Raw genomic sequence first — 23,298 nt, 5'->3', positions numbered from 1 at the left:
CCCAGATCACCACCGTGCATGATGCGACCATGACGAAAGCCAGAAGATGCCTGACGCCCCTTCTGGATATGACTTTGCCTGCCCGCTGCTGAGAATGTGGATGAATGCCTCCTGTGGAGGCACGGTCCGCTCCTCACCCCGCGCCTCACGCCCGCTCCACCCTCGTCTCGGGACGTCACGCCCGCGCACCGGCGTGACGTCCCGGGACGCTCCACGACGCTCTGCGTCGGCCGATGACAGACGGCTCGACAGCACCGCTCCCCTGCCCCAGGCTGGTCCTCGTCGGCCCCGCCGGCACCGCGCTTCGTAGCTCAGTCCGGCAGAGCAGCTCCCCCATGAGGAGTGGGTCGCAGGTTCGAATCCTGCCGGAGCGTCCCCTGCCCCCCGCACCCCGTAGGCTCGACCAGCCCCATCAGCGCCTTCCCCGAGGACCCCCGTGCGCCGGTCGACCGCCACCAAGAAGCCCGTGCTGGCACGTCTGGTCCTGCCGGGCCTCGAGCCCGCAGCAGCCGAGGACCTCGCCGCGCATGAGCACCACGAAGGGCTCTCCCTCCAGGGCGCCGACCTCAGCGGCTGCGATCTCTCCGGCGCGACCTTCTCCGAGTGCGAGCTGATGGGGGTCACCGCCCACGCCACCATCCTGCAGCACGCCCGGCTCCTCGAGACCCGGATCGAACGGCTGCATGCGCCTGTCCTGGACGCGACCCGTTCCACCTGGCGGGACGTGGAGCTGAGCGGTTCCCGGATCGGGGCGCTGGACATCTTCGACGCGGGGGTCCGCTCCGCTCGGATCACCGGGAGCAAGTTCGACTGGATCAACCTGCGCTCCAGCGTCCTCGAGGACGTGCTCTTCGAGGACTGCACGATCGAGGAACTGGATCTCGCCGGGGTCACCGCCACCCGGGTGGCGTTCGCGAACTGCCGTGCCGGCAGTCTCGCGCTCGCCCACGCCCAGCTGAAGGATGTGGATCTGCGCGGCCTCGAGATCGGCACGATCAGCAATCTCGAGGGCATGGCCGGTGCCACGCTCGATACCCAGCAGGTCACGGCGCTCGCGCCGGTCTTCGCGGGCCATCTGGGGATCCGCGTCGAGAGCTGAGAGCGGACCCCGGACAGGCCCCTGGGTAGTCCCCGGGAGGCCCAGGGACGCAGAACGCGGATCGGAGGAACTCCGACCCGCGCCTGAAGGGTGATCCTACGCTCCGCCGCGCCCGCTGAGGCGCTGCTTCCTGGCGCTGATCTCGCCGGTGTCGAACCCGGCCAGGTGCAGACCGCCGTGGAAGCGGGCGTGCTCGATCTTCACGCAGCGGTCCATCACCACGTCCAGCCCGCCGGCCTCGGCGATCGCGGCGGCCTCCTCGTTCCAGGAGCCCAGCTGCAACCACAGGGCCTTCGCTCCCACCTCCACGGCCTCGCGGGCCACGCCCGGCAGGTCGGCGTCCTTGCGGAACACGTCCACCACATCGGGCACGACGGGCAGATCCGCGAGCGAGGCGTAGGCGGGGTGGCCGAGGATCGTCTCGGCGCGGGGGTTGACGAAGTAGACCTCGTAGGGGGAGCTGGAGAGCAGGTAGGTGCCCACGAAGTAGCTGGCCCGGGCGGGATTCGCGGAGGCGCCGACGATCGCGATCGATCGTGCGCGGCGCAGGATCGCGAGCCGCTGCGGGGCCGAGGGCTCCTGCCGGGTGCGTCGCTGCGCCATCAGGTCCTCGCTCATCGCTGCGCTCCCGTCGCCGCGATGATCGCCTGGTCCAGATCCCACAGGATGTCCGCCGCGTCCTCGAGGCCCACCGAGATGCGGATCAGATCCGCGCGCACACCGCCCGCGGCGAGCTGTTCCGCGGAGAGCTGCTGGTGGGTGGTCGAGGCCGGGTGGATGACCAGGGTGCGGGCGTCGCCGATGTTCGCCAGGTGCGAGGCGAGCTGGAGGTTCGCGATCACCTGCTCGCCGGTGGCGCGGGCTGCCGCGGCCTCCTCCTCGGACGAGTCGAACTGCCCCGTCGGCCGCACGCCGAAGGCGAAGACGGAGCCGGGCCCCAGCGGCAGGTACCGTGCCGCCCGCTCACGATGCGGATGGGAGTCGAGCCCGGCCCAGGTCACGTAGGAGATCCGCGGATCCTCCTCGAGCCAGCGCGCCACGGCCCCCGCCCCGGCGAGATGGGCATCGATGCGCTGCGGGAGGGTCTCCACCCCCTGCAGCAGCTGGAAGGCGGACTGCGCGGGCAGGGCCGGGCCGATGTCGCGCAGCTGCTCGGAGCGCAGCTTGGTGAGGAAGCCGTACTCGCCGAAGTTGTCCCACCAGCGGATGCCGCCGTAGGAGTCGACCGGCTCGGTCATGCCGGGGAAGTTCCCGTTGCCCCAGTCGAAGCGACCGGACTCCACGACCACGCCGCCGAGGGTGGTGCCGTGCCCGCCGAGGAACTTGGTGGCCGAATGGATGACGATGTCCGCCCCGTGCTCGAGCGGCCGCACCAGGTAGGGGGTGGCGAGGGTCGCATCGACCACCAGCGGCACCCCGTGCTCGTGGGCGAGCGCGGCCAGGCCCTCGAGGTCGGCGATCTCCCCGGAGGGATTGCCGATCATCTCCACGTACAGCGCCTTCGTCTCCGGTCGGAACGCGGCGCGGTAGTCGCCGGGCTCGGAGGAGGGCACGAAGGTGGTCTCCACCCCGAAGCGGCGCAGGGTGACGTCGAGCTGGGTGATGGTGCCGCCGTACAGCTGCGCGGAGGCGACGAGGTGGTCCCCCGCCCCGGCCAGGGCCGCGAAGGTGATGAACTCGGCGCTCATCCCGGAGGCGGTGGCGACCGCACCGATCCCGCCCTCGAGCGACGCGATCCGCTCCTCGAAGGCGGCGACGGTGGGGTTGCCGATGCGGGAGTAGATGGTGCCGTACTTCTGCAGCGCGAAGAGGTTCGCCGCGTCGGCGGCGTCGTCGAAGACGAACGAGGTGGTCTGGTAGATCGGCACCGCGCGGGAGCCGTGCTGGGCGTCGGGGGTGCCGCCGGCGTGGAGGGCGCGGGTGCGGAACCCGAAGCTGCGCTCGGGGGTCGGCGGGGCCGGCTGCTGTGCGGCGGCGGCCGGCGGGGCGGGGTGAGCGGTGGCGGTCATGGGGTCTCCGGGGACGGGACGAGGGACAGGTCGGGAGCGCGGGCGGTCCGGTGCTCGACAGGAGAGGCCGCGGCCGCAGTGCTGACGGTGCTCATGTCCACCTCGTCAGCAGCTTCTTCTCGGCGAGGCCGAGCAGGGCGTTGGTGAGGCTGCCCAGCATGGCCAGCAGCACGATCGCGAGCAGGATCCGGTCCACGCGACCTGTCTGCTGGGAGTCGTTGAGGACGAACCCGAGGCCCATCGACGAGGCGATGAGCTCGGCGGCGACCAGGAACAGCCAGGCCTGGGCGAGCGCCAGGCGCAGCCCCGCGACGACCGAGGGGACCACCGCGGGCAGCTGCACGATGCGGAACAGGGACCAGCCGTGCAGGCCGAAGCAGCGGCCCGCCTCCACCAGGTGGGGGTCGATGTGCCGCAGCGCGGCCGCGACGGTGGTGAACACCGGGAAGAATGCACCGATCGCGATCAGGGTGATCTTGGATCCCTCACCGATCTGCAGCCACAGGATCAGCAGCGGCACCCAGGCCAGCGAGGGCACGGCGCGCAGCGCAGCCAGGGTGGGGTTCAGCAGCGCCTCGCCCGCACGGGACAGGCCCACGATCGCGGCGACCGCGAGGCCCACGGCCGAGCCGGCCGCGAAGCCCAGCAGCACGCGCTGGGTGGAGATCGCGATGTGCAGGCCCAGCTCGCCGCGCTCGATCAGCTCGATCCCTGCCTGCACCACGCTCAGCGGTCCGGGCAGGCGGTAGGCGGGAACCAGCCCCGCGGCCGTGGTCAGCTGCCAGGCCAGGAGGATGAGCAGCGGGAGCGCCGCGCCGGCGGCGAGGCGCGTGCCAGGGCGCTCCCAGAACGCGCGTCGCACCGGTCGGGGCGCGATGGAGGGGACGCTCCTCTCGGCGGCGGTCGCGCTCACGGCGTCGGCGACGCTCACTGCTTCTCCACCGCCGCGAGGGCGAAGGCGTCGTGGAGGAGCGTGCCGCGGGCCTTCTCGAGCGCTTCGGCGCCGCCCTTCACGTCCCCGGAGCCGGCGAGCATCGGGGAGATCGCCTCGAGCACCGCGAGCTGGTCCTCGCCGGGGACGCCGGACACCTCGAGGTTCGAGCGCTCGGTGATCACGGTGGTCGCGACGGCGAGGTCGATGCCGGCCGCGTCGGCGAGCAGCTGCGCGGTCTCCTCGAGGTTCTCCAGCGCCCAGCTGCGAGCCTGCTCGTAGGCGTCGACGACCACCTGGGTGACGTCGGCGTGGTTCTCGAGGAAGTCCTCGGTGGCATTGAGGACGCCGTAGGTGTTGAAGTCGACGTTGCGGTAGACGAGCTGCGCGCCGGAGGACACCTCGCCCGCGGCCATGATCGGGTCCAGGCCGGACCAGGCCTCGACGCTGCCACCCTCGAGGGCGGAGTAGCCGTCGGCGTGCTGGAGGGGCTGCAGCTCCACGTCGTCGATGCCGAGATCCGCCTCGGCGAGGGTCTGGACCAGGAAGAAGTACGGATCGGTGCCGGGGGTGGCGGCGACCGAGCGGCCGGCGAGGTCGGCGGGGCCGGTGATGTCGCTGTCCGCGGTGACCACCAGCGCGGACCACTCGGGCTGGGAGTAGATGTCGATGATCTTGATCGGGGAGCCGTTGGCGCGGGCCAGCAGCGCGGCCGAGCCGGCGGTGGAGGCGATGTCCGCGGAGCCGGAGCGCAGGAACTCGTTGGCCTTGTTCGAACCGGCCGACTGCACCCAGGTCACGGCGACGGTGTCGCCGAGGGCGTCCTCGATGAGCCTCTGCTCACGCACCACCAGGCTCAGCGGGTTGTAGGTGGCCCAGTCGATGGTGAGCGCGGAGGTGCTCCACTCGCCCTCGCCTCCGCTGCTCGCGGCGCCCTCACCGGGGACGCAGGCGGCCAGGCCCATCCCGGCCACGGCGGTCAGTCCGAGGGCGGTGGCGGTGCGGCGGCTGATGCGGTGGGTCATGAGAGGTTCTCCGAGGGGGTGGGGGTGGGATGGGCATGGACGCCGAGGCCCTCGAGGAGCTCGACGCGGAGCGCCGCGAGGGCATGATCGGCGCGGTCGCGGGGCCGGGCGCCGGGCACCTCGACGGTGCGGGCGAGGGAGCCGCTCACGGGGTCCTCGCGCAGGGAGCGCAGCAGCAGCACCCGGTCGGCGAGGTAGAGGGCCTCCTCCACGTCGTGGGTCACCACGAGGACGGTGGTGGGCTCGGCGGCGTGGATCTCCAGCAGCAGGTCCTGCATGCGCAGGCGGGTCAGGGCGTCGAGGGCGCCGAAGGGCTCATCGAGCAGCAGCACCTCGGGGCCGCGGGCCAGCGCCCGGGCGAGGGACGCCCGCTGGGCCATGCCGCCGGAGACCTCTCGGGGGCGCAGCTCGGCGGCATGCTCGAGGCCCACCAGCGCCAACAGCTCCTGCACCCGCTCGCGACCGGGGCGTCGGCCGACCTTGAGGGGCAGGCCGAGCGCGACGTTCTGGGCGAGGGTGCGCCAGGGCAGCAGCCGCGGCTCCTGGAAGGCGACCGCGGTGCGGGGATCAGTACCGGTCAGCGCCGTGCCTCCGATCCGGATCACGCCGGTGCTGGGCTGGTCGAGCCCGGCGATCAGGCGCAGCAGCGTGGACTTCCCACAGCCCGAAGGGCCGACGACGGCGACGATCTCTCCCGAGCCGAGCTCGAGGTCGAGATCGCGCAGCACCTCGTGGCGGCCCTGCGGGGTGTCGAAGGTGCGGGCGATGGTGTCCAGCCGCACCCCGTTCGGACGTCCACGCGCCGGGGGCGCGACGGCATCGACCACGGCCTCGGGTGCCGATGACCCGGAGACAGGGCTCTGTACGGGTGCGGTGGTGGTGCTGGTCATGCCGACGATCATGAACGCCGGCGCGGCGACGACGCCAGAATCCCGTCATAAGCCGTCATAGTCACGGCCATATCCGAGCGGGGTCGATGGCACGGCGATGATCGAGTGCGAAGCAGATCACATCGAAGACAGGGGACCGCAGCGCCGCAGGCAGTGCTCCAGCGAGGCCTTCACGCCGCTCCACTCCTCGGCCAGGACCGAGTAGACGACGGTGTGGCGCAGGGAGCCGTCGGGCATGATCCGGTGGGCGCGCAGGATGCCGTCCTGCTGGGCGCCGAGCCGCTCCACGGCGCGAGGCGATGTTCAGGGGGTGGAGCCGATCTCGAGACGCCGGTCGCGCAGCGAGATGTTCAGGAAGGTGGTGTGGCCGACGACCCGGTCGCTCGCCCGCTCCACCACGGCCCAGGAGACGGTGGTCCCGGCCTCGTCCGAGGCGCACTGCGCGGCGACCCGCTCGGCGACCTGCTCCGGCGGCGGGACGTGCGGGGCGTAGGGGATCCGCCAGATCTCCCCGTCGTCCACCACCTCCCGCAGGTCGTCGACGTGCTGGGGGCCGAGGGGCACGAGCCGCACCCGGTCGTTCTCCAGCGGCACCGGGCGGGGCTGCGCCATCGCGGTGGTGGGGACGAGGTCGAGGGTGGGAGGGGTGGCGGGGAGGGAGTCGCTCAGCCGTGCTGCGCGATCGCCATCTCGTAGTACCGCAGCAGATGGTCCGAGGCGTTCTCCCAGGAGAACCTCTCCGCCTCCGCGCGGGCGGCCTCGCGGATGCGCCCCCGCAGCTCCTCGTCACCGAGACGGGTCAGCGCCGCATCCAGGCTCGCCTCGTCCCCGGAGTCGAAGATGAGCCCGTTCACCCCGTCGGTGACCTGCTCCATCGTCGGCCCCGAGCGGGCGGCGACCACCGGGAGACCGGAGGCCATCCCCTCGAGGATCACCAGCCCCAGGGTCTCGGTGACCGAGGGGAAGACGAAGGCGTCGGCGCTGGCGAAGGCGCTCGCGAGCTCCTCGCCCTCCATGAAGCCGGGGAACAGCGTGGAGGTTCCGGCGAAGATCTGCTCGAGCTCGCGCCGAAAGGGACCATCGCCCACGATCGCGAGCGCCACGTCGTCACGGCGCTCCATCATCGGCCGCAGCCGGTGGATCTCCTTCTCCGCCGCGAGCCGACCCACGAAGACCAGCAGCTTCTTGCCCGGATGCCCCTGGGTGAGGCGCTCCCGCATCGCGTCGGAGGCGAAGCGGGGGTGGAAGGTCTGCGTGTCCACCCCGCGCCGCACCACGTGGAGGTTGTGGATGCCCTGCTCCGCGAGCTCCGCCTTCATCGTCTCCGAGGTGGCGATGTTGATATCTGCCAGGGCGTGGTTGCGCCTGATCTGCCACCACACGGGACGCTTGCCCCAGCGGTAGGCCCGGTAGAGGTCCAGGTAGCGGGGGATGTGCGTGTGATAGCTCGCCACCAGCGGGATCCGCTGGCGGTGTGCGGCGAACGCCCCCGAGGAGGCCAGCAGCAGCGGCTGGGCGGCATGGACCACGTCCGGGTGGAAGCCGCGGATGATCCCGTCCACGGTGGGGTTCGGCAGGGTGAAGCGTCGATGCTTGTAGAACGGCAGGGTCACCGGCTTGATGCCCACCACCCGCGCCCCGCGATACTCGGTGACCCCGAGCTCGGGGGCGATCACCATGACCTCGTGCCCGAGCTCGGTGAAACGGTCGACGGCGTGGCGCAGACGGGTCACCACGCCGTCGACCGAGGGCAGGAAGGTCTCCGTGACGATCGCGATCTTCACGGGGTGCGGCTCACTTCCAGGTCACGGTGGGCAGGACCAGCTCGCGCTTGACCCGATCGGTGTTGTTCATCGCGACCTTGAGGACCTCGGTGAGGTGCTCGTCGGTCAGCAGGTGGGGCTGCAGGCCCAGGTCCAGCAGGTTGGTGTTGACCGCGTTGTAGTAGTGGTCGTACTTCTCCACGCGCGGGTTCTCGGTGGTCGCGAGCTCGACGTCGTTGCCCAGGTCGCGGGCGACCTTCTGCACCTTCTCGGCCAGCTCCTTGACGGAGAACTGCTCGGTGAACTGGTTGTAGACCCGGAACTCGCCCACATCGGCGGGGTTCTCGCAGGCGATCTCGATGCAGCGCACCGTGTCCTGGATGTCCAGGTAGCCGCGGGTCTGGGAGCCGTTGCCGTAGACGGTGAGATCGTGACCGATCGCCGCCTGGACGATGAAGCGGTTCAGCGCGGTGCCGAACACGGCGTCGTAGTCGAAGCGGTTGACCAGGCGCGGGTCCTGGCGGGTCTCGTCGGTCTCCAGGCCGTAGACCACGCCCTGGTTCAGATCGGTGGCGCGGATGCCCCAGATCTTGCAGGCGAACATGATGTTGTCGCTGTCGTGCACCTTGGTGAGGTGGTAGAAGGAGCCGGGCTGCTTGGGGTAGGGCAGGCGGTCCTTGCGACCCTTGTGCTCGACCTCGAGCCAGCCCTCCTCGATGTCGATGTTCGGCTGGCCGTACTCGCCCATGGTGCCGAGCTTGACCAGGTGGCAGTCGGGGGCGAAGTCCTTGATCGCCCACAGCACGTTCAGGGTGCCCTCGACGTTGTTGCGGTGGTTCTCGATCGCGTGCTCGCGGTCGATCATCGAGTACGGCGCGGAGCGGTGCTCGGCGAAGTGCACGAAGGACTCCGGCTGGACGTCGCGGAAGACTGCGGCCACCTCTTCATAGTCGGTGAGGTCGGCGATCCTCACGGCGATGTCCTTGCCGGAGACCTCCTTCCACACCGCGACCCGCTCCTCGAGCTCGAGGATCGGGGTCACCGAGTTGGAGCCCAGCTCCACATCGATCTCACGGCGCACCAGGTTGTCCACGATCGTGACGTCATGGCCCTTCTGCGAGAGGTACAGGGCAGTGGGCCAGCCGCAGAATCCATCTCCACCGGCGACGACGATCTTCATCTCGTGAGTCCTCCATAAGGTGCTGTGCCGGCGTGCGAGGTGCGCCGCAGCCGGATTGTGCAAGTCCGTGTCCGCTCATAACGTAGTGCAGGTCGGGCGTGCCTCGATGCAGGGCGGACCCCGACCTGAACAGCAAAGGAACGGATCGTGAACATGGTGTACGACGAGCTCGAGACAGATCGCACGCCCTGCTCGGAATCCACTGTATCCCGCGCTCCCGAGCCTGCGCTGGATGCTCCCCCGCCCCCGTCGCCGAGCATCCTGCCCGCCCCCCGCCCGCTGCCGGACACCTCCCACCGGGTGCTGGTGATGGCGATCGTCAACCGCACCCGCGACTCCTTCTTCGACGAGGGCCGCACCTGGGACCTGGAGGCCGCGGTCGCCGCCGGGCTCGCGGCCGCCCACGACGGTGCGGACCTCATCGACGTGGGCGGGGTGAAGTTCGCCCCCGGGGCGCCGGTGCCCGCGCAGGAGGAGCGCGAGCGGGTGGTGCCGGTCGTGGCCGCGCTGCGCGCGCAGCTGCCGGGCCGCGTGCTGCTGTCGGTGGACACCTTCCACGCCTCGGTGGCCCGGGCCGCCATCGCCGCCGGTGCGGACCTGATCAACGACACCACCGGGCTCTCGGATCCGCGGATGGCGGCCGCGGTCGCCGAGTCCGGTGCCTCGCTGATCCTCACCCACTCGGCGGCTCGACCCCGCAGGCCGCTCCCCCACCCGCACTACGACGACGTGGTCTCCGAGGTACGGGAGTTCCTCCTCGCCCGTCTCGAGCGCGCCCTCGCCGCCGGGGTGCCGCGGGAACGGATCGTGCTGGATCCGGGACCGGACCTGAACAAGTCCACCCTGCAGACCCTCGAGGTGATGCGGGGCCTGCCGGAGTACGCCGACCTCGGGCTGCCCGTGCTGGCGGCGCTGAGCCGCAAGGACTTCGTGGGCGAGTCCCTGGGCCTGGCCAAGGAGGAGCGGCTGGAGGGGTCCCTGGCGGCCGCGGCCTGGGCGGTGCAGCACGGAGCGCGGATGCTGCGGGTGCACGACGTGCAGGCCACGGTGCGCCTGGTGCGGATGCTCGAGGTGCTCGCCGGCCGGCGCGAACCCGCCGGCCCGCTGGTCCACAACGCCTGAGCTGCGGTTCCGCTCAGCGGGCGAACTCGGCCAGCACCGCATCGGCCAGGCGGGGCATGTTCTCGCGGTGGGCGTCGCAGAAGTCGTGCGAGGTGCCGATCACCAGCGCGAGGTCGGCCTCGGGGTCCACCCAGAAGGCGGTGCCGCGCATCCCGAAGTGGCCGATGGTCGCCGGGCTGTTGTCCGTGCCGGTCCAGTGCGGTGACTTGGCGCCCCGCACCTCGATCCCGAGCCCGAAGGGGTTGGGGATCTGCTTGCCGAAACCGGGCATGATGCCCACCAGCTCCGGGAACTGCACCCGGGTCATCTCCGCATGCCAGCGCTCGGTCAGCAGGGTGGGGCGCAGCAGCTCGGCGGCGACGAGCGCGAGGTCGGTGAGCGCACCGTGGGCGCCGACGGAGGCCGAGCCGCTCCACTGCAGGCCATCCATGCCCAGCGGCTTTGCGATCCGCTCCTGCACCCAGCCGCCGAAATCCCCGCCGATGCCCTGCTCCACGTGGCGGGCGGCCTCGTCGATGCCGAAGTTCGAGTAGTGCCGGCGCAGCCCCGGGGCCTGCAGCGTGTTCGCGGACTCGTAGAAGTACCCCGAGGCGTGGGAGAGCAGGTGGCGCAGCGTCGCCCCGGGCGGGCCGGCCGCATCCTCGAGGTCCACGCGCCCGTCCTGGAGGGCGAGGGTAGCACCGAATCCGGTGAGGGCCTTGGTGACGGAGCGCCAGGGTCGGAGCAGGTCGACGTCCCCGCGCCGCGCCCGCTCGCCCTCGGGACCGAGCACGATCGCGGCGGCCTCGAACCCGAACTCCCCCAGCAGGTCCAGGGAGCTCATCCCGCGCCGCCGTCGCCCCTGCCGCCGAAGCGCTCCAGCAGCGCATCGGTGAGGCCGGGCCAGACGCGCACGTGCTCGGGACCGAAGGGCTGCTCGCCGAGGAAGGCGGCGGCAAGCCCGGCCGCCGGGTCCACCCAGAGGAAGGAACCGGACTGGCCGAAGTGCCCGAAGGTCTGCGGGGAGGAGTCGGCACCGGTCCAGTGCGGCTGCTTCTCACCGCGGATCTCGAACCCCAGCCCCCAGTCGTTGGGCTTCTGGCGCCCGTAGCCGGGCAGGATCCCGGAAAGGCCCGGGAACTGGACGGTCCTCGCCTCGCGCCAGAGCGGCTCGGGGATCAGGGTGGGTGCGAGCAGTTCGCGACCGACGGCGAGCAGATCGCGGAGCGAACCGCGGTAGCCGGCGGCCGGGGAGCCCGAGACCTCGAGGTCGACGAGGTCCAGGCCCGCGACGACGCTCTGCTCCATCCAGTCGGCGAAGTCGAAGCCCGTCGCATCCTCGACATGGGCGGCGAGCACCTCGAAGCCGGTGTTGGAGTAGATGCGGCGTGCGCCGACGCTCCCCACCGACTCCTCGCCGTCGAAGGGGTAGCCGGCGGTGTGGGCGAGCAGGTGCCGCACGGTCGCACCCTCGGGCCCGGCGGGCTCGTCGAGGTCGACCAGGCCGCGGTCCACAGCGATCAGCACCCCGAGCGCGGTCAGGGGTTTGGAGACGCTGGCGAGGTCCCAGACCCGGGTCGCATCGCCCTGGGTGTGCAGGGTGCGCTCCGCGTCGGCCACCCCCAGGGCGTGCACGAAGTCGATGTCGACGGGGATCTCGGGCGCTCTGACGGTCTCCACGCCTTCAATATCGCATACGGATATCGCATACAGGGCCGCGGTGCCGTCGGCGCCGGGAGCCCCGCTCTTCACGAGGCCTGCACGAATCCCTCGCCGCCTCCCCGCTCGGCGGTACCGGCATCCACCTGCTGTCGCGATACGATCAGGGGGCGAGCAGCCTCACCGAACGTCGCCCACCGGTGGCGTCGGCCGACGGCCCGCCGCACCTGTCAGCCACTGCGAGAGCGAAGGACCATCGTGGGGATCTTGGATCGGATCGAGCGCGGCCTCGATCGCGGCGTGACGAGCGTCTTCGCGCCCGGCCGCGGGCAGCTGAAGCCGCTCGACCTGGCGCAGGGGCTCAAGCGCGAGTGCGACGACCAGATCCAGGTGCTCGATCGCACGCGGACCCTGGCGCCGAACATCTTCTCCATCTACCTGCACTCCCAGGACTACGACCGCTTCAGCTCCTGGCAGGAGACCCTGCTCGACGAGCTCCAGCGGGTGCTGATGGAGCACGCCGACAAGCAGCGGTACATGTTCGTCGGCGGCGTCGTCATCACCCTGGAGCGCGATGACGAGGTGCGGGCGGGTCGCTTCGAGACCGAGTCCCGCACCGAGCGCGGCAGCGTCGCGCCCGCGACGGACGCCGCACAGGCGGGCTCCGGCGGCAGCCCGATCGTCGAGATCGACGGTCAGCAGTACCTGCTGACCGGCCCGGTCACGGTGATCGGTCGCGGCGGCGACGCCGACATCATCCTCGAGGACACCGGGGTCTCCCGCCATCACCTCGAGCTGCGCACCGACGCCGATTCGACCCTGGTCGCCACCGATCTCGGCTCGACCAACGGCACCTTCGTCGACGGGGAACGGATCCGCACCCCGGTGGCCCTCCAGGACCGTTCGCTGCTGAAGATCGGCCGCACCCGGCTGACCGTGCTGCTGCCCACCGCCGGCCCGGCCACCTGGTGAGCGCCCGATGAGCGAACTGACACTGGTCGCCCTGCGCCTGGGCTTCGTGCTGGCGCTGTGGATCTTCGTGATCATCGTGGTGCTGGTGATGCGCAACGACCTCTTCGGCACCACCGTGGTCACCCGCTCCAGCCGCGACCCGCGACGGGAGCAGCGCCCCGCCTCGGGTCCGCCCGGCGGCGCCGGCGTCGACCCGGCCCAGCTGCGCACGGACCCCGAGGTCACGCAGGCGGCGATGGTGGTCACCGCCGGACCGCTGCGCGGCACCTCCCTGTCCCTGGGCTCCACCCCGATCCTCATCGGGCGCGCCCCGGAGTGCACCCTGGTGCTCGACGACGACTACGCCTCCAACCGCCACGCCCGGGTGTTCCAGCGCGAGGACGAGTGGATGGTGGAGGATCTGGGCTCGACCAACGGCACCCTGGTGTCCGGCACGCGGATCGAGGGCGCCGTCCCCTTCCGGCCCGGTGCCCAGGTGCGGATCGGCCGCACCGAGATCGAACTGAGACGAGGTCCGCGATGAGCATCGCCCTGCGATATGCCGCCCGCTCCGACGTCGGCCTCGTGCGGTCCAACAACCAGGACTCCGCCTACGCCGGCAGCCACCTGCTGGTGGTCGCCGACGGCATGGGCGGGCACGCCGGCGGCGACGTCGCCTCCTCCGTCGCGATCGGCCACCTGGCCCAGCTCGACTCCGAGACCCCGGCCTCCGACATCGTGGCCACCCTCGAGGAGAGCGTGCTCGAGGCCAATCAGGAGATCCTGCGTCGGGCCCGCGACGAGCCGCAGCTGCGCGGCCTGGGCACCACGATCACCGCCCTGCTGCGCGCCGAGGGCAAGTTCGCCCTCGCCCACATCGGCGACTCCCGCGCCTACCTGCTCCGCAAGGGCGAGACCACCCAGGTCACCAAGGACCACACCTTCGTCCAGCGCCTGCTGGACGAGGAACGGCTCACCGAGGAGGAGGCCGAGCGCCACCCCCAGCGGTCCGTGCTGATGCGCGTCCTCGGCGACGTGGACGCCGACCCCGAGCTCGACCTCTCCCTGCGGCCGGCCCACCCCGGCGACCGCTGGATGCTCTGCTCCGACGGTCTCTCGGGCCTGGTCTCCCTGGACACCATCGATGCGGCCCTGACGAACTTCACGGACCCCGGCGAATGCGCCGACGAGCTGATCCAGCTGGCGCTCAAGGGCGGCGGCCCGGACAACATCACCTGCATCGTCGCCGACGTGGTGGACCTCGAACAGCTCCCCCGCGGCCAGGAGGCCCCCTCCACCAGCCCGCAGATCGTGGGGTCCGCGGCACGCAACCGCCATGCCCCCACCGCGGCCTCCGGACCGGCCGCGAAAGCCGCCGCCCTCACGCGCGAGGAGCCCGAGGCCCCCTACGAGGACGAGGACTTCGCCGCGGAGGAGCCGCCGCGCCGCAGCCCCTGGCCGGCGCTGGTCACCCTGATGCTCCTGATCGCCCTGCTCGGCGGTGTGCTGTGGGCCGGCTACGCCTGGTCCCAGCGACAGTTCTACGTCGGCACCGATGGCACCAGCGTGGTGCTCTACCAGGGCCTGTCCCAGGATCTCGGACCGCTGTCGCTGTCCGATCCGGTGGTGGTCACCGACATCGGCCTCGAGGACCTGCCCGAGGTGACGCGCCAGCAGGTCCAGAACACCATCACCGCCTCCGACCGCGAGAACGCCGAGCAGATCATCGATCGGCTCGAGCAGGCCGCGATCGCGAACCGGCCCCCGCCCCCGATCGCCCCCGCGCCGTCCGACGGCGGCGGCACGTAATGGCCACGATCGTCTCCTACACCGCACGGCCGCGCCGGCTCACGCAGGCGCTGCTGCTGGCGTTCGCGGTGCTCATCGGCGTGGGCTCCTACGCCCTGGTGGGGCTCGGCCGGTTCGACGAGCTGCCCGAGCACCTGCTGGAGTACGGGATCGGGGCCGCCGTGCTCGCGCTCGTCCTGCAGATCGCGGTGATGTGGCGCGCCCCGTACGCGGATCCGGTGATCCTGCCGCTGGTGGTGCTGCTGAACCTGCTGGGCATCGCGATGATCGAGTCCGTCCACGCCGCGAACGAGATCTATGGGATCCGCACCTCGGCGAGCGCGGACCGGCAGATGCTCTGGGCGGCCCTCGGCGTGCTGCTCTGCGTGGCGGTGCTGGTGATGCTGCGGGACCATCGTCGGCTGCGGCGCTTCACCTGGATCAGCGCCGTCGCCGGGGGCGTGCTGCTGCTGCTGCCGCTCGCACCGGTGATCGGCTCGGCCCGCAACGGCTCGAGGATCTGGATCGACCTCGCCGGCTTCAGCTTCCAGCCCGCGGAGCTGGCGAAGATCGCCTTCGCGATCTTCTTCGCCGGCTACCTGGTCGCCCGCCGCGACACGCTCGCGCTCGCGGGCCCGAAGGTGCTCGGCATCCACCTGCCCCGCTGGTCCGACTTCGGCCCGATCCTGGTGGCCTGGGGCTTCGCGATGGCGGTACTCGTGTTCCAGACCGATCTGGGCACCTCCCTGATGTTCTTCGGCCTGTTCGTCGCGATGCTGTACGTGGCCACGGACCGGCTCAGCTGGCTGGTGATCGGTGCGGTGATGTTCCTGCCCCCGGCGATCTTCGCCGCCACCCAGATGGGTCACGTGCGCACCCGCATCACCTGCTGGCTGGATCCGCTCTCGAACGAGAACTATTCCCTCTGCGAGCAGATCAACCAGGGCCTCTTCGGTCTCGCCAACGGCGGCATCACCGGTGCCGGCCTCGGGGAGGGGCGGCCCGACGTGGTCCCCCACGCCGAGTCCGACTTCATCTTCGCCTCCTTCGCGGAGGAGCTGGGCGCGATCGGGGCCTTCGCCCTGCTGCTGCTCTACCTGCTGCTGGTGCAGCGCGCGCTGCGCGCCGCCGTCGGCATCTCCGACGGCTTCGGCACCCTGCTCGCCGGCGGTCTCGGCTTCGTGATGGCGCTGCAGGTCTTCGTCGTCGTCGGCGGCGTCACCCGGGTGATCCCCCTGACCGGACTGACCCTCCCCTTCCTCGCCGCGGGCGGCAGCTCGCTGGTGTGCAACTGGATCATCGCCGGCATCCTGGTGCGGCTCTCGGATGCCGCGCGCCGCCCCGCCGCCCGGCAGGTCCCGGGTGCCGGGACGCCCGCCGGGCCGCGCCCGGTCCAGGAGGTGGGCTCATGAACCGGCCGCTGCGCCATGTCTGGCTCGTGATCAGCGTGCTGTTCCTGCTGCTGTTCACCTCGACCACCTATTTCCAGGTGATCGCCGCGGACCGTCTCAACGCCGACGGGCACAACGCCCGCACCCTGTACAACGAGTACGGGCGCCATCGCGGCCCGCTCGTGGTGGACGGGCACGCGGTGGCGAGCTCGCAGTCCTCGGACGACACCTACGGCTACCTGCGCAGCTACGACCCCGGGGCGATGTACGCCCCGGTGACCGGGTACTACTCGGTGGTCTACGGCTTCACCGGCATCGAACGGGCGCTGAACGACACCCTCTCCGGCGCGGCCGATGCGCTGTTCTACCACCGCATCTCCGACATCCTCTCCGGCCGGCAGGGACGCGGCGCGACCGTCGAGCTCACCCTCGACGCCGCGGCCCAGGAAGCCGCCTGGGACGCGCTGGACGGACAGCGCGGTGCCGCGGTCGCCCTGGATCCGGAGACCGGGGCCGTGCTGGCGATGGTCTCCGCTCCCAGCTACGACCCGAACCGGCTCGCCTCCCACGACCGGGAATCCGTGCGCCAGGCGTGGCAGGAGCTCAACGAGGACCCGGAACGGCCGCTGACCAACCGGGCGATCGGCGGGGACCTCTACCCGCCGGGCTCCGCCTTCAAGCTCGTGGTCGCCGCCTCCGCCCTCGAGACGGGCCGGTACACCGCCGAGACGGAGATCCCGGGACCGGGCACCTGGGAGCTGCCGAACTCCACCGCCGTGATGAACAACCACGCCGGCGGCGGCACCGAGGCCTGCGGGCCCGAGGACAGCTCGACCCTGGCCGACGCGCTGCGCCAGTCCTGCAACACCTCCTTCGCGATGCTCGGGGTCGACCTCGGCGAGGAGCAGCTGCGCGAGACCGCCCAGGAGTTCGGCTTCGGGCAGCACCTGACGATCCCGCTGTCGGTGACCCCCTCGACGATCGGGCAGGACCTCGATGCCGCGCAGCTCGCGACCACGTCGATCGGCCAGTACGAGACCCGGGTGACGCCGCTGCAGATGGCGATGGTGGCCGGGACCTTCGCCAACGACGGCGTGGTCATGCAGCCGCAGCTGGTGCAGGCGGTGCGCACGAGCGACCTGACCACGATCGACGCGCTCACCCCGAAGGAGCTGGGACAGCCGCTGACCGCCGCGAACGCCTCCCAGATGCGCCAGATGATGGTGGGCGTGGTCGAGGACGGCACCGGTGCCGCCGCAGCGATCGACGGTGTCGAGGTGGGCGGCAAGACCGGTACCGCGGAGTGGGGCGAGGACCGCCGGGCCCACTCCTGGTTCGTGGGATATGCACAGCAGGAGGACCAGAAGATCGCCGTGGCGGTCGTGGTCGAGGAAGGCGGATACGGCTCGCGCACCGCGGCGCCGATCGCCCAGGACGTGATGGAAGCGGTGATCCAGCCTTGAGGACCGAACCGGGGCTCATGCTCGAAGGACGCTACGAACTGACGTCCCTGATCGCCACCGGCGGGATGGGCCAGGTCTGGAAGGGTCGCGACCAGGAGCTCGACCGCGAGGTCGCGATCAAGGTGCTGCGGGAGGAGTACGCCGGCGACGAGGGCTTCCTCAAGCGCTTCCGTGCCGAGGCCCGCCACACCGCCGCGCTCTCCCACGACGGGATCGCCGCGCTCTACGACTACGGCGAGCTCGACGGCCGCGCCTACATCGTCATGGAGCTGTGCCCGGGCCGTCCGCTCTCGGAGCTCATCGAGGCGAACCCCGGCGGACTGCCCGAGAAGCGGGTGGTCTCGCTGCTCATAGAGCTCGCCCGGGCGCTGGACGCCGCCCATTCCAAGGGGGTGGTCCACCGTGACGTGAAGCCCGAGAACGTGCTGGTCGACGAGGAGAACGACTGGACGATGAAGATCACCGACTTCGGGATCGCCCGCAGCAAGGACCAGGCGCGGCTGACCAAGACCGGACTGGTGATGGGCACCGCCCAGTACCTCTCCCCCGAGCAGGCGATGGGCAAGCAGGCCACCTCGCTCTCGGACATCTACGCGCTGGGCATCGTGGCCTACGAGATGCTCAACGGCCGCCGGCCCTTCACCGGCTCGAGCCAGGTCGAGATCGCGATGGCGCAGGTCAAGCAGCAGCCGCCGGAGCTCTCCGAGGCGATCAATGCCGATCTGCGCCGCCTGGTGATGATGATGCTCGCCAAGGCCCCGGCGAACCGTCCCCGCTCCGCGGCCGCCGTCTCGCGGATCCTCGAGGCGATCCAGCGCGGTGTCGAGCCGCGCTTCAGCACCGGCGCGATCCCGGTGACCAAGGTCGCCGATCACGACTGGACCGGGGAGAACCGGGTCCGCGGGGAGGCCGCACCCGACAGCGGCGAGGGCTCCTCACCGTCCTCCGCCCCGCCCGTCGACCGTCGCACGGGGGCCTCTCCCACCGGGACCCGCACCGCCGCGATGCCGCTGCCCCTGTCCGGCCGGGGCCGCGGGATCCGGCACCGCTCGGGGGCCTCCGGTCCCTCGGCCCTGTCGGCCGCCTCCGCCGGCTCCGCCCCGCGCCGCTCGGCGAGCTCCGCCCGCTCGGCGAGCTCCGCGTCACCGGCGCCCCGGGGCGCCCGCGACGGCACGGGCGTCGACAGGCTCACCCGCAGCGGTGCTTTCGACGGCGTCGACACCGCGACCTCCTCGCGGACGGTGCGCGGCACCTCGACGACGGGCCGGAAGCTCTGGGGCATGTCGCTGCCGGGGCTGGTCCTGCTGATCCTGGTGATCATCGCGATCATCGCCGCGGTCGCGGGCGGGCTCGGCCTGCTCCCCCTGGGCGCGGTCGGGGCCCTCGAGGGCCCGCACGGAGGCCAGATCGCTCACGTCGCCGCAGTCGAGGCGGCGTCAGCAACTAGCATGGTCGACGCGGTCGACGTCGGCCACGGCACGAGGACAGGTGTGGAGTGAGCGAAGAGAGCGTGGTCCTGGGCGGACGCTACCGCCTGGGGCGGATCCTCGGCACCGGGGGCATGGCAGAGGTGTTCCTCGCCGAGGACACCCGGTTGCACCGCACCGTCGCCGTCAAAGTGCTGCGCTCCGACCTGGCCCGGGACTCCAGCTTCCAGGAGCGGTTCCGGCGGGAGGCGCACAGCGCCGCCTCGCTGAACCATCCCTCGATCGTCGCCGTGTACGACACCGGTGAGGAGCAGCAGACCACCCTCACCGGGGCGGACGTCACCATCCCCTACATCGTGATGGAGTACGTCCAGGGCGACACCCTGCGCGAGCACATCGACCCCGAGCACCCGATGTCCGCCGCCCAGGCCGGCGAGATCATGGCGGCGCTGCTGAGCGCCCTGGAGTACTCCCATCGCGCCGGGATCGTGCACCGCGACATCAAGCCCGGCAACATCATGATCAACGAGGCCGGCGCGGTGAAGGTGATGGACTTCGGCATCGCCCGCGCGATCGCCGACGCCACCAGCGCGATGACCGCGACCCAGGCCGTGATGGGCACCGCCCAGTACCTCTCCCCCGAACAGGCCCGCGGCCAGCTGGTCGATGCCCGCTCGGACATCTACTCCGCCGCCTGCGTGATGTTCGAGATGCTCACCGGGCGCCCACCGTTCACCGGCGACACGCCGGTCTCGATCGCCTACCAGCACGTGCGCGAGGAGCCCCACCCGCCCTCGGCCTACAACCCGGCGGTCACCCCGGCCCTGGATGCCGTGATCCTCACGGGCCTGACCAAGGATCGCGAGCAGCGCTACCCGAGCGCGGTCGCCTTCTCCCGGGACATCGCCGCGGTGGTGTCCAGGAGGGCTCCGTCCCTGGTGGGGGGCGCCGTCCCCACGGGTGAAGACGCCGGGGCCACCACCGTGCTGGCCCCGGTCGGCGATGCCACCGAGGCGCTGCCCGCCATGGGGGCGGTCGGTGCCGCGACCGCGGGGGGGCTGCGCGCCCAGACCTGGAACGGCGGCTCCGTCCCGACCCCCAGCACCGGACCCCTCGCGCTGCACACCCTCGACGAGGTCGAGCCGGCCGAGGACGAGCCGGACCGCCGCAAGCCCTGGTGGCTGATCGTCCTGGTCATCCTCGCCGTGCTCGGACTGGTCGCGGCGGCCCTCGCCGTGTTCCAGCCCTGGGACCAGAGCCCCGAGACGGTCGCGGTGCCGTCGATCGTCGGCGAGACCGAGGAGGACGCGAGCGCGCTCCTCGAGGAGGCCGGCCTGGAGGGCACGTTCACTCAGGCGGAGTCCCAGGAGGTCGAGGCGGGATCCGTCATCTCCTCCGATCCCGGGGAGGGCCAGCAGGTCGCCCTCGGCACGACCGTCGAGGTGACGGTCTCCGCCGGGCCGGAGGCGGTCGAGGTCCCCGACGTCACCGACAGGCCCCGCGACGAGGCCGAGAAGCTGCTCGAAGACGCCGGATTCGTGGCCGAGTACGTCGACAGCGACGACGAGAAGCAGACCGAGCGCGGGATCGTCATCCGCACGGAGCCGGCCGCCGGCACCACGGCGCAGCGCGGCGACACGGTCCAGCTCTGGGATGCGACCGGCAGCTACCCGGTGCCCGACCTGCTGCTGACCGACGTCGACAGCGCCACCGAGATCCTCAACGATATCGGCTTCGAGGTCGACATCACGGAGCGCCCGGACGGCGAGCACGCTGCGGGCACCGTGCTCGAGCAGACGCCCCAGGGTGGGACCAGCGAGACGATCGGTGCCACGATCAGCCTCATCGTCGCGGCCCCCGAGGGCCCCGTCGCGGTCCCCAACGTCACCGGGCAGCCGCTCGCGGACGCCCAGGACACGCTCGCCGAGGCAGGCTTCGGCCACACCTCCGAGCAGGAGCACTCGGACAGCGTCCAGGAGGGCCGCGTGATCCGTACCGAGCCCGGCGCGAACGCGCAGGTCGACAGCGGCTCCACGATCACCATCGTGGTCTCCTCCGGGCCCGAGCCGGAGCCGACCCCCACCGAGACGCCGAGCGAGACCCCGAAGGAGACACCGAAGTCGTCGCCGTCGGAGTCCGCCTCGCCGTCCGAGACCGCCGACGAGCCTCCCGCGGACCCGCCGAGCGACGAGCCCGGCAACGGGGAGGGCAACGCGCGGGGCAGCGTCGGACAGGGGCAGGGCAATGGGAACAGCGGCAATGGGAACGGCTGAGGGCACGGCAGCTGACCCTGCGGAGGGCAGCGTCCCCGCCGATCCGGCGGCGGCCGCGCGGATCCTGGTGATCGACAACTACGACAGCTTCGTCTTCACGATCGTGGGCTATCTGCAGCAGCTGGGCGCCGAGACGGTCGTGGCCCGCAACGACGAGGTGCCGGCCACCGAGGCGGGCGAGGTGGACCTTGCCGGCTTCGACGGCGTGCTGATCTCCCCCGGACCGGGCAACCCCACCACCGCCGGTCGTTCGCTCGAGGTCATCGGGGCCTGCGCCGCCGGTGAGCTGCCGCTGCTGGGGGTGTGCCTGGGCCATCAGGCGCTGGGCCAGTACTTCGGCGCCACGGTCGACCACGCCCCGCAGCTGATGCACGGCCGGACCAGCGAGCTCACCCATGAGGGGACGAGCGTGTTCGCCGGGGCGCCGTCCCCGATGATCGCCACTCGCTATCATTCGCTGACCGTGGTGCCCGAGACCATTCCCGCCGAGCTCGAGATCACCGCCCGTACGGCCGATGGCATGGTGATGGGCCTGGCGCATCGCGAGCTGCCGCTGCACGGGGTCCAGTTCCATCCCGAATCGGTGCTCACCGAGAACGGGCACCTGATGCTGGCCCGCTTCCTGCAGCTGTGCGACGGCCGCGACGCGGCCGAGCGCGCCGCCGGGCTCAAGCCACTGATGACGACCGGCTGAGCGCGGCGCCGACCATGCCGTCGTCGACGGGCAGCAAGGGCGCGATCGCCGGGAAGACCCGGGCGAACAGCACCACGATGATCACCGCGACCAGCAGCACGGTGACCAGGATCCGTGCCCCCAGCGGTCCGGGCAGCGCCCGGAACAGCCATCCGTACATCAGTTCTCCTCCGTCGTCTCCGGGCTCGTCGCGACCTCGTCCGCGAGGGCTTCCGGGTTCCCCTCGGACCGCTTCGTCCAGTACGCGAACTCCGCGTGGACGATGATCCGCTCGCGGGCGGAGAACATCGGGTGGCAGGCGGTGAGGGTGAGCATCTGCTCGGTGGGCTCGACGCCTGGCTGTCCGGGCGTCGGCGCGATCACCTCGACGTCCCCGGGCTGGACGATGAGCGTCTCGGTCACCTCGTACACGAAGAAGGTCTCGGCCGTCTCCACCACGACCGGATCCCCGGCCTCCAGCCGCGCGATGTCCTCGAAGACCCGGCCGTAGGTGTTGCGGTGCCCGGCGATCGCGACGTTCCCGAGCTCCCCGGGCAGCGCGGTGCCCGGGTAGTGCCCGACCCCCTTGACGTTGAGCACCTGCTCGAGGCTCACACCCTCCGCGAGCGGGAACTCCGGGCGGTCGAAGGCGGGCACGTGCATGGTGCCCCAGACCTTCGTGTCCGCAGGGGTCGCCGGCACCGGCGGCGGGCCCTCCTGCCGCGGGGCGATGGTCCGGGCATCGACCTGGCCCCATTCCTGCTCCAGGCCCGCGAGGATGCCGTCCTGCTCGCGGTCGGCGACCGCATCGGTCCACCACAGCTGCCAGATCAGGAACAGCAGCAGCAGCGCACCGCAGGTCAGCAGCAGCTCCCCGAGGATCCCGATGACCCCGCTCCCACGACGACGACCGCGGTGGGAGGACCTCATCCGGCCACCTCCGCATCGATGGTGAGAGGGCCGACGAAGCCGGGGAGCATGGTGGTCTCCAGGGTCTCGACCTTCTCGCCCAGGCCCACATGGTCCACCCATTCGCGGTACACCCCGACCCCCGGCGAGGCCTCGAGCGAGGCGGCCATCTCCTCGACCGGCCCGATCACGGTGACCACGAACGGCGGGGAGTAGACCCGGCCCTCGAGCAGGAGGGTGTTGCCGGCGCAGCGGAAGGCGCTGCCGTTGATGACCCGCTGGTCCTGCAGCATCATCGCCTCGGCGCCGCCCGCCCACAGTGCGTTGATATAGGACTCGAGATCCTGCTGATGGACCACGAGATCGTCGGGTTCCGTGCCGGGGACCGCACCCAGCGCGCTGCCGGGGGCGTCGGTGAGGGTGATCCGCAGGCCGGGCCCGCTGACCTCGCTGAGGCCCACGGCATCCGTGACCTGCGCGGTGCGGGCGGCGGCGGGTGCGCTCTCGTCCATGTCCCGCAGGCGTTCGATCTCGGCGCGCGTGGCCGCGTTCTCCGCCGTGAGGTCCTCGATGACGCGCCCGCGCTGCTCGAGCACGCCGGCGACATCGCTGCTCTCGTCGCGGATGGAGCTGCCGTCGGAGAGTCCGGCGGTGGTGGCGAACAGGATCCCGCACAGCACCATCACCAGCGCCACCCCGATCCGGCCGCGGAGACGCGCAGGGCGAGCGGGGCGGCGGCCGACGCGCTCTGCATCCATGGCCACTC

General features: G+C 71.5%; 24 protein-coding genes and 1 tRNA gene. 11 read left to right on the top strand and 14 right to left on the bottom strand.

Annotated elements, in window-relative coordinates; genetic code table 11:
- Positions 1–300 precede the first annotated feature (300 nt).
- A tRNA-Met gene (locus ACHUEU_RS12805) sits at positions 301–374 on the top strand.
- A 62-nt stretch (positions 375–436) separates the two neighbouring features.
- Positions 437–1,099 carry a pentapeptide repeat-containing protein gene (locus ACHUEU_RS12800; protein ID WP_394216510.1) on the top strand — a complete coding sequence of 221 codons (663 nt, stop codon included), beginning with the start codon at positions 437–439 and terminating at the stop codon, positions 1,097–1,099.
- Positions 1,100–1,195: 96 nt separating this feature from the next.
- Here the strand turns inward: ACHUEU_RS12800 and ACHUEU_RS12795 are convergent, their stop codons facing one another.
- The 9 genes from ACHUEU_RS12795 to ACHUEU_RS12755 form a co-directional block, all read right to left on the bottom strand.
- Positions 1,196–1,717 (bottom strand): CoA-binding protein, encoded by a 522-nt coding sequence (locus ACHUEU_RS12795; protein ID WP_394216509.1) that lies wholly within the window; start codon positions 1,715–1,717, stop codon positions 1,196–1,198.
- Complete coding sequence (locus ACHUEU_RS12790; protein ID WP_394216508.1) at positions 1,714–3,108, bottom strand: O-acetylhomoserine aminocarboxypropyltransferase/cysteine synthase family protein; 1,395 nt, start codon at positions 3,106–3,108, stop codon at positions 1,714–1,716. The genes ACHUEU_RS12795 and ACHUEU_RS12790 overlap by 4 nt, the downstream gene beginning before the upstream one ends.
- A 91-nt stretch (positions 3,109–3,199) precedes the next feature.
- Positions 3,200–3,985: an ABC transporter permease gene (locus ACHUEU_RS12785; protein ID WP_394216538.1), complete on the bottom strand. Its 786-nt coding sequence runs from the start codon at positions 3,983–3,985 to the stop codon at positions 3,200–3,202.
- A 50-nt stretch (positions 3,986–4,035) separates the two neighbouring features.
- Positions 4,036–5,064, bottom strand: coding sequence for an aliphatic sulfonate ABC transporter substrate-binding protein (locus tag ACHUEU_RS12780; RefSeq protein WP_394216507.1), 1,029 nt, complete (start codon positions 5,062–5,064; stop codon positions 4,036–4,038).
- A complete protein-coding gene (locus ACHUEU_RS12775) occupies positions 5,061–5,954 on the bottom strand; it encodes an ABC transporter ATP-binding protein (protein WP_394216506.1) in 894 nt (297 codons plus the stop codon). The genes ACHUEU_RS12780 and ACHUEU_RS12775 overlap by 4 nt, the downstream gene beginning before the upstream one ends.
- Before the next feature lie 117 nt (positions 5,955–6,071).
- Positions 6,072–6,242: a hypothetical protein gene (locus ACHUEU_RS12770; RefSeq protein WP_394216505.1), complete on the bottom strand. Its 171-nt coding sequence runs from the start codon at positions 6,240–6,242 to the stop codon at positions 6,072–6,074.
- A gap of 15 nt (positions 6,243–6,257) precedes the next feature.
- Positions 6,258–6,566, bottom strand: a complete 309-nt coding sequence (locus ACHUEU_RS12765; protein WP_394216504.1) for a GNAT family N-acetyltransferase — start codon at positions 6,564–6,566, stop codon at positions 6,258–6,260.
- A gap of 53 nt (positions 6,567–6,619) precedes the next feature.
- Complete coding sequence (locus tag ACHUEU_RS12760) at positions 6,620–7,738, bottom strand: glycosyltransferase family 4 protein (protein WP_394216503.1); 1,119 nt, start codon at positions 7,736–7,738, stop codon at positions 6,620–6,622.
- Between the two features lie 10 nt (positions 7,739–7,748).
- Positions 7,749–8,897, bottom strand: coding sequence for an NAD-dependent epimerase/dehydratase family protein (locus ACHUEU_RS12755; protein ID WP_394216502.1), 1,149 nt, complete (start codon positions 8,895–8,897; stop codon positions 7,749–7,751).
- A 153-nt stretch (positions 8,898–9,050) separates the two neighbouring features.
- On the opposite strand from ACHUEU_RS12755, the gene folP reads away from it, so the two are divergent.
- A complete protein-coding gene (gene folP / locus ACHUEU_RS12750) occupies positions 9,051–10,019 on the top strand; it encodes a dihydropteroate synthase (protein WP_394216537.1) in 969 nt (322 codons plus the stop codon).
- A 13-nt stretch (positions 10,020–10,032) separates the two neighbouring features.
- Here folP and ACHUEU_RS12745 read toward each other — a convergent pair whose 3' ends face one another.
- Positions 10,033–10,842 carry a serine hydrolase domain-containing protein gene (locus tag ACHUEU_RS12745; protein WP_394216501.1) on the bottom strand — a complete coding sequence of 270 codons (810 nt, stop codon included), beginning with the start codon at positions 10,840–10,842 and terminating at the stop codon, positions 10,033–10,035.
- Positions 10,839–11,678, bottom strand: coding sequence for a serine hydrolase domain-containing protein (locus ACHUEU_RS12740; protein WP_394216500.1), 840 nt, complete (start codon positions 11,676–11,678; stop codon positions 10,839–10,841). Before ACHUEU_RS12740 ends, ACHUEU_RS12745 begins: the two co-directional genes overlap by 4 nt.
- A 237-nt stretch (positions 11,679–11,915) precedes the next feature.
- Here ACHUEU_RS12740 and ACHUEU_RS12735 point away from each other — a divergent pair, with 237 nt between their 5' ends.
- The 8 genes from ACHUEU_RS12735 to ACHUEU_RS12700 are packed head-to-tail and all read left to right on the top strand — an operon-like array spanning position 11,916 to position 21,644.
- On the top strand, positions 11,916–12,629 hold the full coding sequence (locus tag ACHUEU_RS12735; protein WP_394216499.1) for an FhaA domain-containing protein: 714 nt from the start codon (positions 11,916–11,918) through the stop codon (positions 12,627–12,629).
- 7 nt (positions 12,630–12,636) lie between these two features.
- Positions 12,637–13,152, top strand: a complete 516-nt coding sequence (locus ACHUEU_RS12730; RefSeq protein ID WP_394216498.1) for an FHA domain-containing protein FhaB/FipA — start codon at positions 12,637–12,639, stop codon at positions 13,150–13,152.
- Positions 13,149–14,417, top strand: a complete 1,269-nt coding sequence (locus tag ACHUEU_RS12725) for a PP2C family protein-serine/threonine phosphatase (RefSeq protein WP_394216497.1) — start codon at positions 13,149–13,151, stop codon at positions 14,415–14,417. The genes ACHUEU_RS12730 and ACHUEU_RS12725 overlap by 4 nt, the downstream gene beginning before the upstream one ends.
- The gene (locus ACHUEU_RS12720; protein ID WP_394216496.1) at positions 14,417–15,808 is read left to right on the top strand and encodes an FtsW/RodA/SpoVE family cell cycle protein; all 1,392 of its coding nucleotides are present in this window, start codon (positions 14,417–14,419) and stop codon (positions 15,806–15,808) included. Before ACHUEU_RS12725 ends, ACHUEU_RS12720 begins: the two co-directional genes overlap by 1 nt.
- Positions 15,805–17,250, top strand: a complete 1,446-nt coding sequence (locus ACHUEU_RS12715; protein ID WP_394216495.1) for a peptidoglycan D,D-transpeptidase FtsI family protein — start codon at positions 15,805–15,807, stop codon at positions 17,248–17,250. Before ACHUEU_RS12720 ends, ACHUEU_RS12715 begins: the two co-directional genes overlap by 4 nt.
- A gap of 17 nt (positions 17,251–17,267) precedes the next feature.
- Positions 17,268–18,749, top strand: a complete 1,482-nt coding sequence (locus ACHUEU_RS12710) for a serine/threonine-protein kinase (protein ID WP_394216494.1) — start codon at positions 17,268–17,270, stop codon at positions 18,747–18,749.
- Positions 18,746–20,950 carry a Stk1 family PASTA domain-containing Ser/Thr kinase gene (pknB, locus tag ACHUEU_RS12705; RefSeq protein ID WP_394216493.1) on the top strand — a complete coding sequence of 735 codons (2,205 nt, stop codon included), beginning with the start codon at positions 18,746–18,748 and terminating at the stop codon, positions 20,948–20,950. The genes ACHUEU_RS12710 and pknB overlap by 4 nt, the downstream gene beginning before the upstream one ends.
- A complete protein-coding gene (locus ACHUEU_RS12700) occupies positions 20,937–21,644 on the top strand; it encodes an anthranilate synthase component II (protein WP_394216492.1) in 708 nt (235 codons plus the stop codon). Before pknB ends, ACHUEU_RS12700 begins: the two co-directional genes overlap by 14 nt.
- Here the strand turns inward: ACHUEU_RS12700 and ACHUEU_RS12695 are convergent.
- From ACHUEU_RS12695 to ACHUEU_RS12685, 3 genes are read right to left on the bottom strand one after another with little or no spacing between them, the layout of a single operon-like run.
- On the bottom strand, positions 21,619–21,804 hold the full coding sequence (locus ACHUEU_RS12695; protein ID WP_394216491.1) for a hypothetical protein: 186 nt from the start codon (positions 21,802–21,804) through the stop codon (positions 21,619–21,621). The genes ACHUEU_RS12700 and ACHUEU_RS12695 overlap by 26 nt on opposite strands.
- A complete protein-coding gene (locus tag ACHUEU_RS12690; RefSeq protein WP_394216490.1) occupies positions 21,804–22,553 on the bottom strand; it encodes a class E sortase in 750 nt (249 codons plus the stop codon). The genes ACHUEU_RS12695 and ACHUEU_RS12690 overlap by 1 nt, the downstream gene beginning before the upstream one ends.
- Complete coding sequence (locus tag ACHUEU_RS12685; RefSeq protein ID WP_394216489.1) at positions 22,550–23,290, bottom strand: DUF881 domain-containing protein; 741 nt, start codon at positions 23,288–23,290, stop codon at positions 22,550–22,552. The genes ACHUEU_RS12690 and ACHUEU_RS12685 overlap by 4 nt, the downstream gene beginning before the upstream one ends.
- Between the last annotated feature and the right edge of the window lie 8 nt (positions 23,291–23,298).

The organism is Brachybacterium vulturis, assembly GCF_043641765.1.
Lineage (GTDB): Bacteria > Actinomycetota > Actinomycetes > Actinomycetales > Dermabacteraceae > Brachybacterium > Brachybacterium vulturis_A.
Note: the sequence above shows the minus strand (reverse complement) of the source record. Positions and strands in the feature narration are given on the sequence as shown.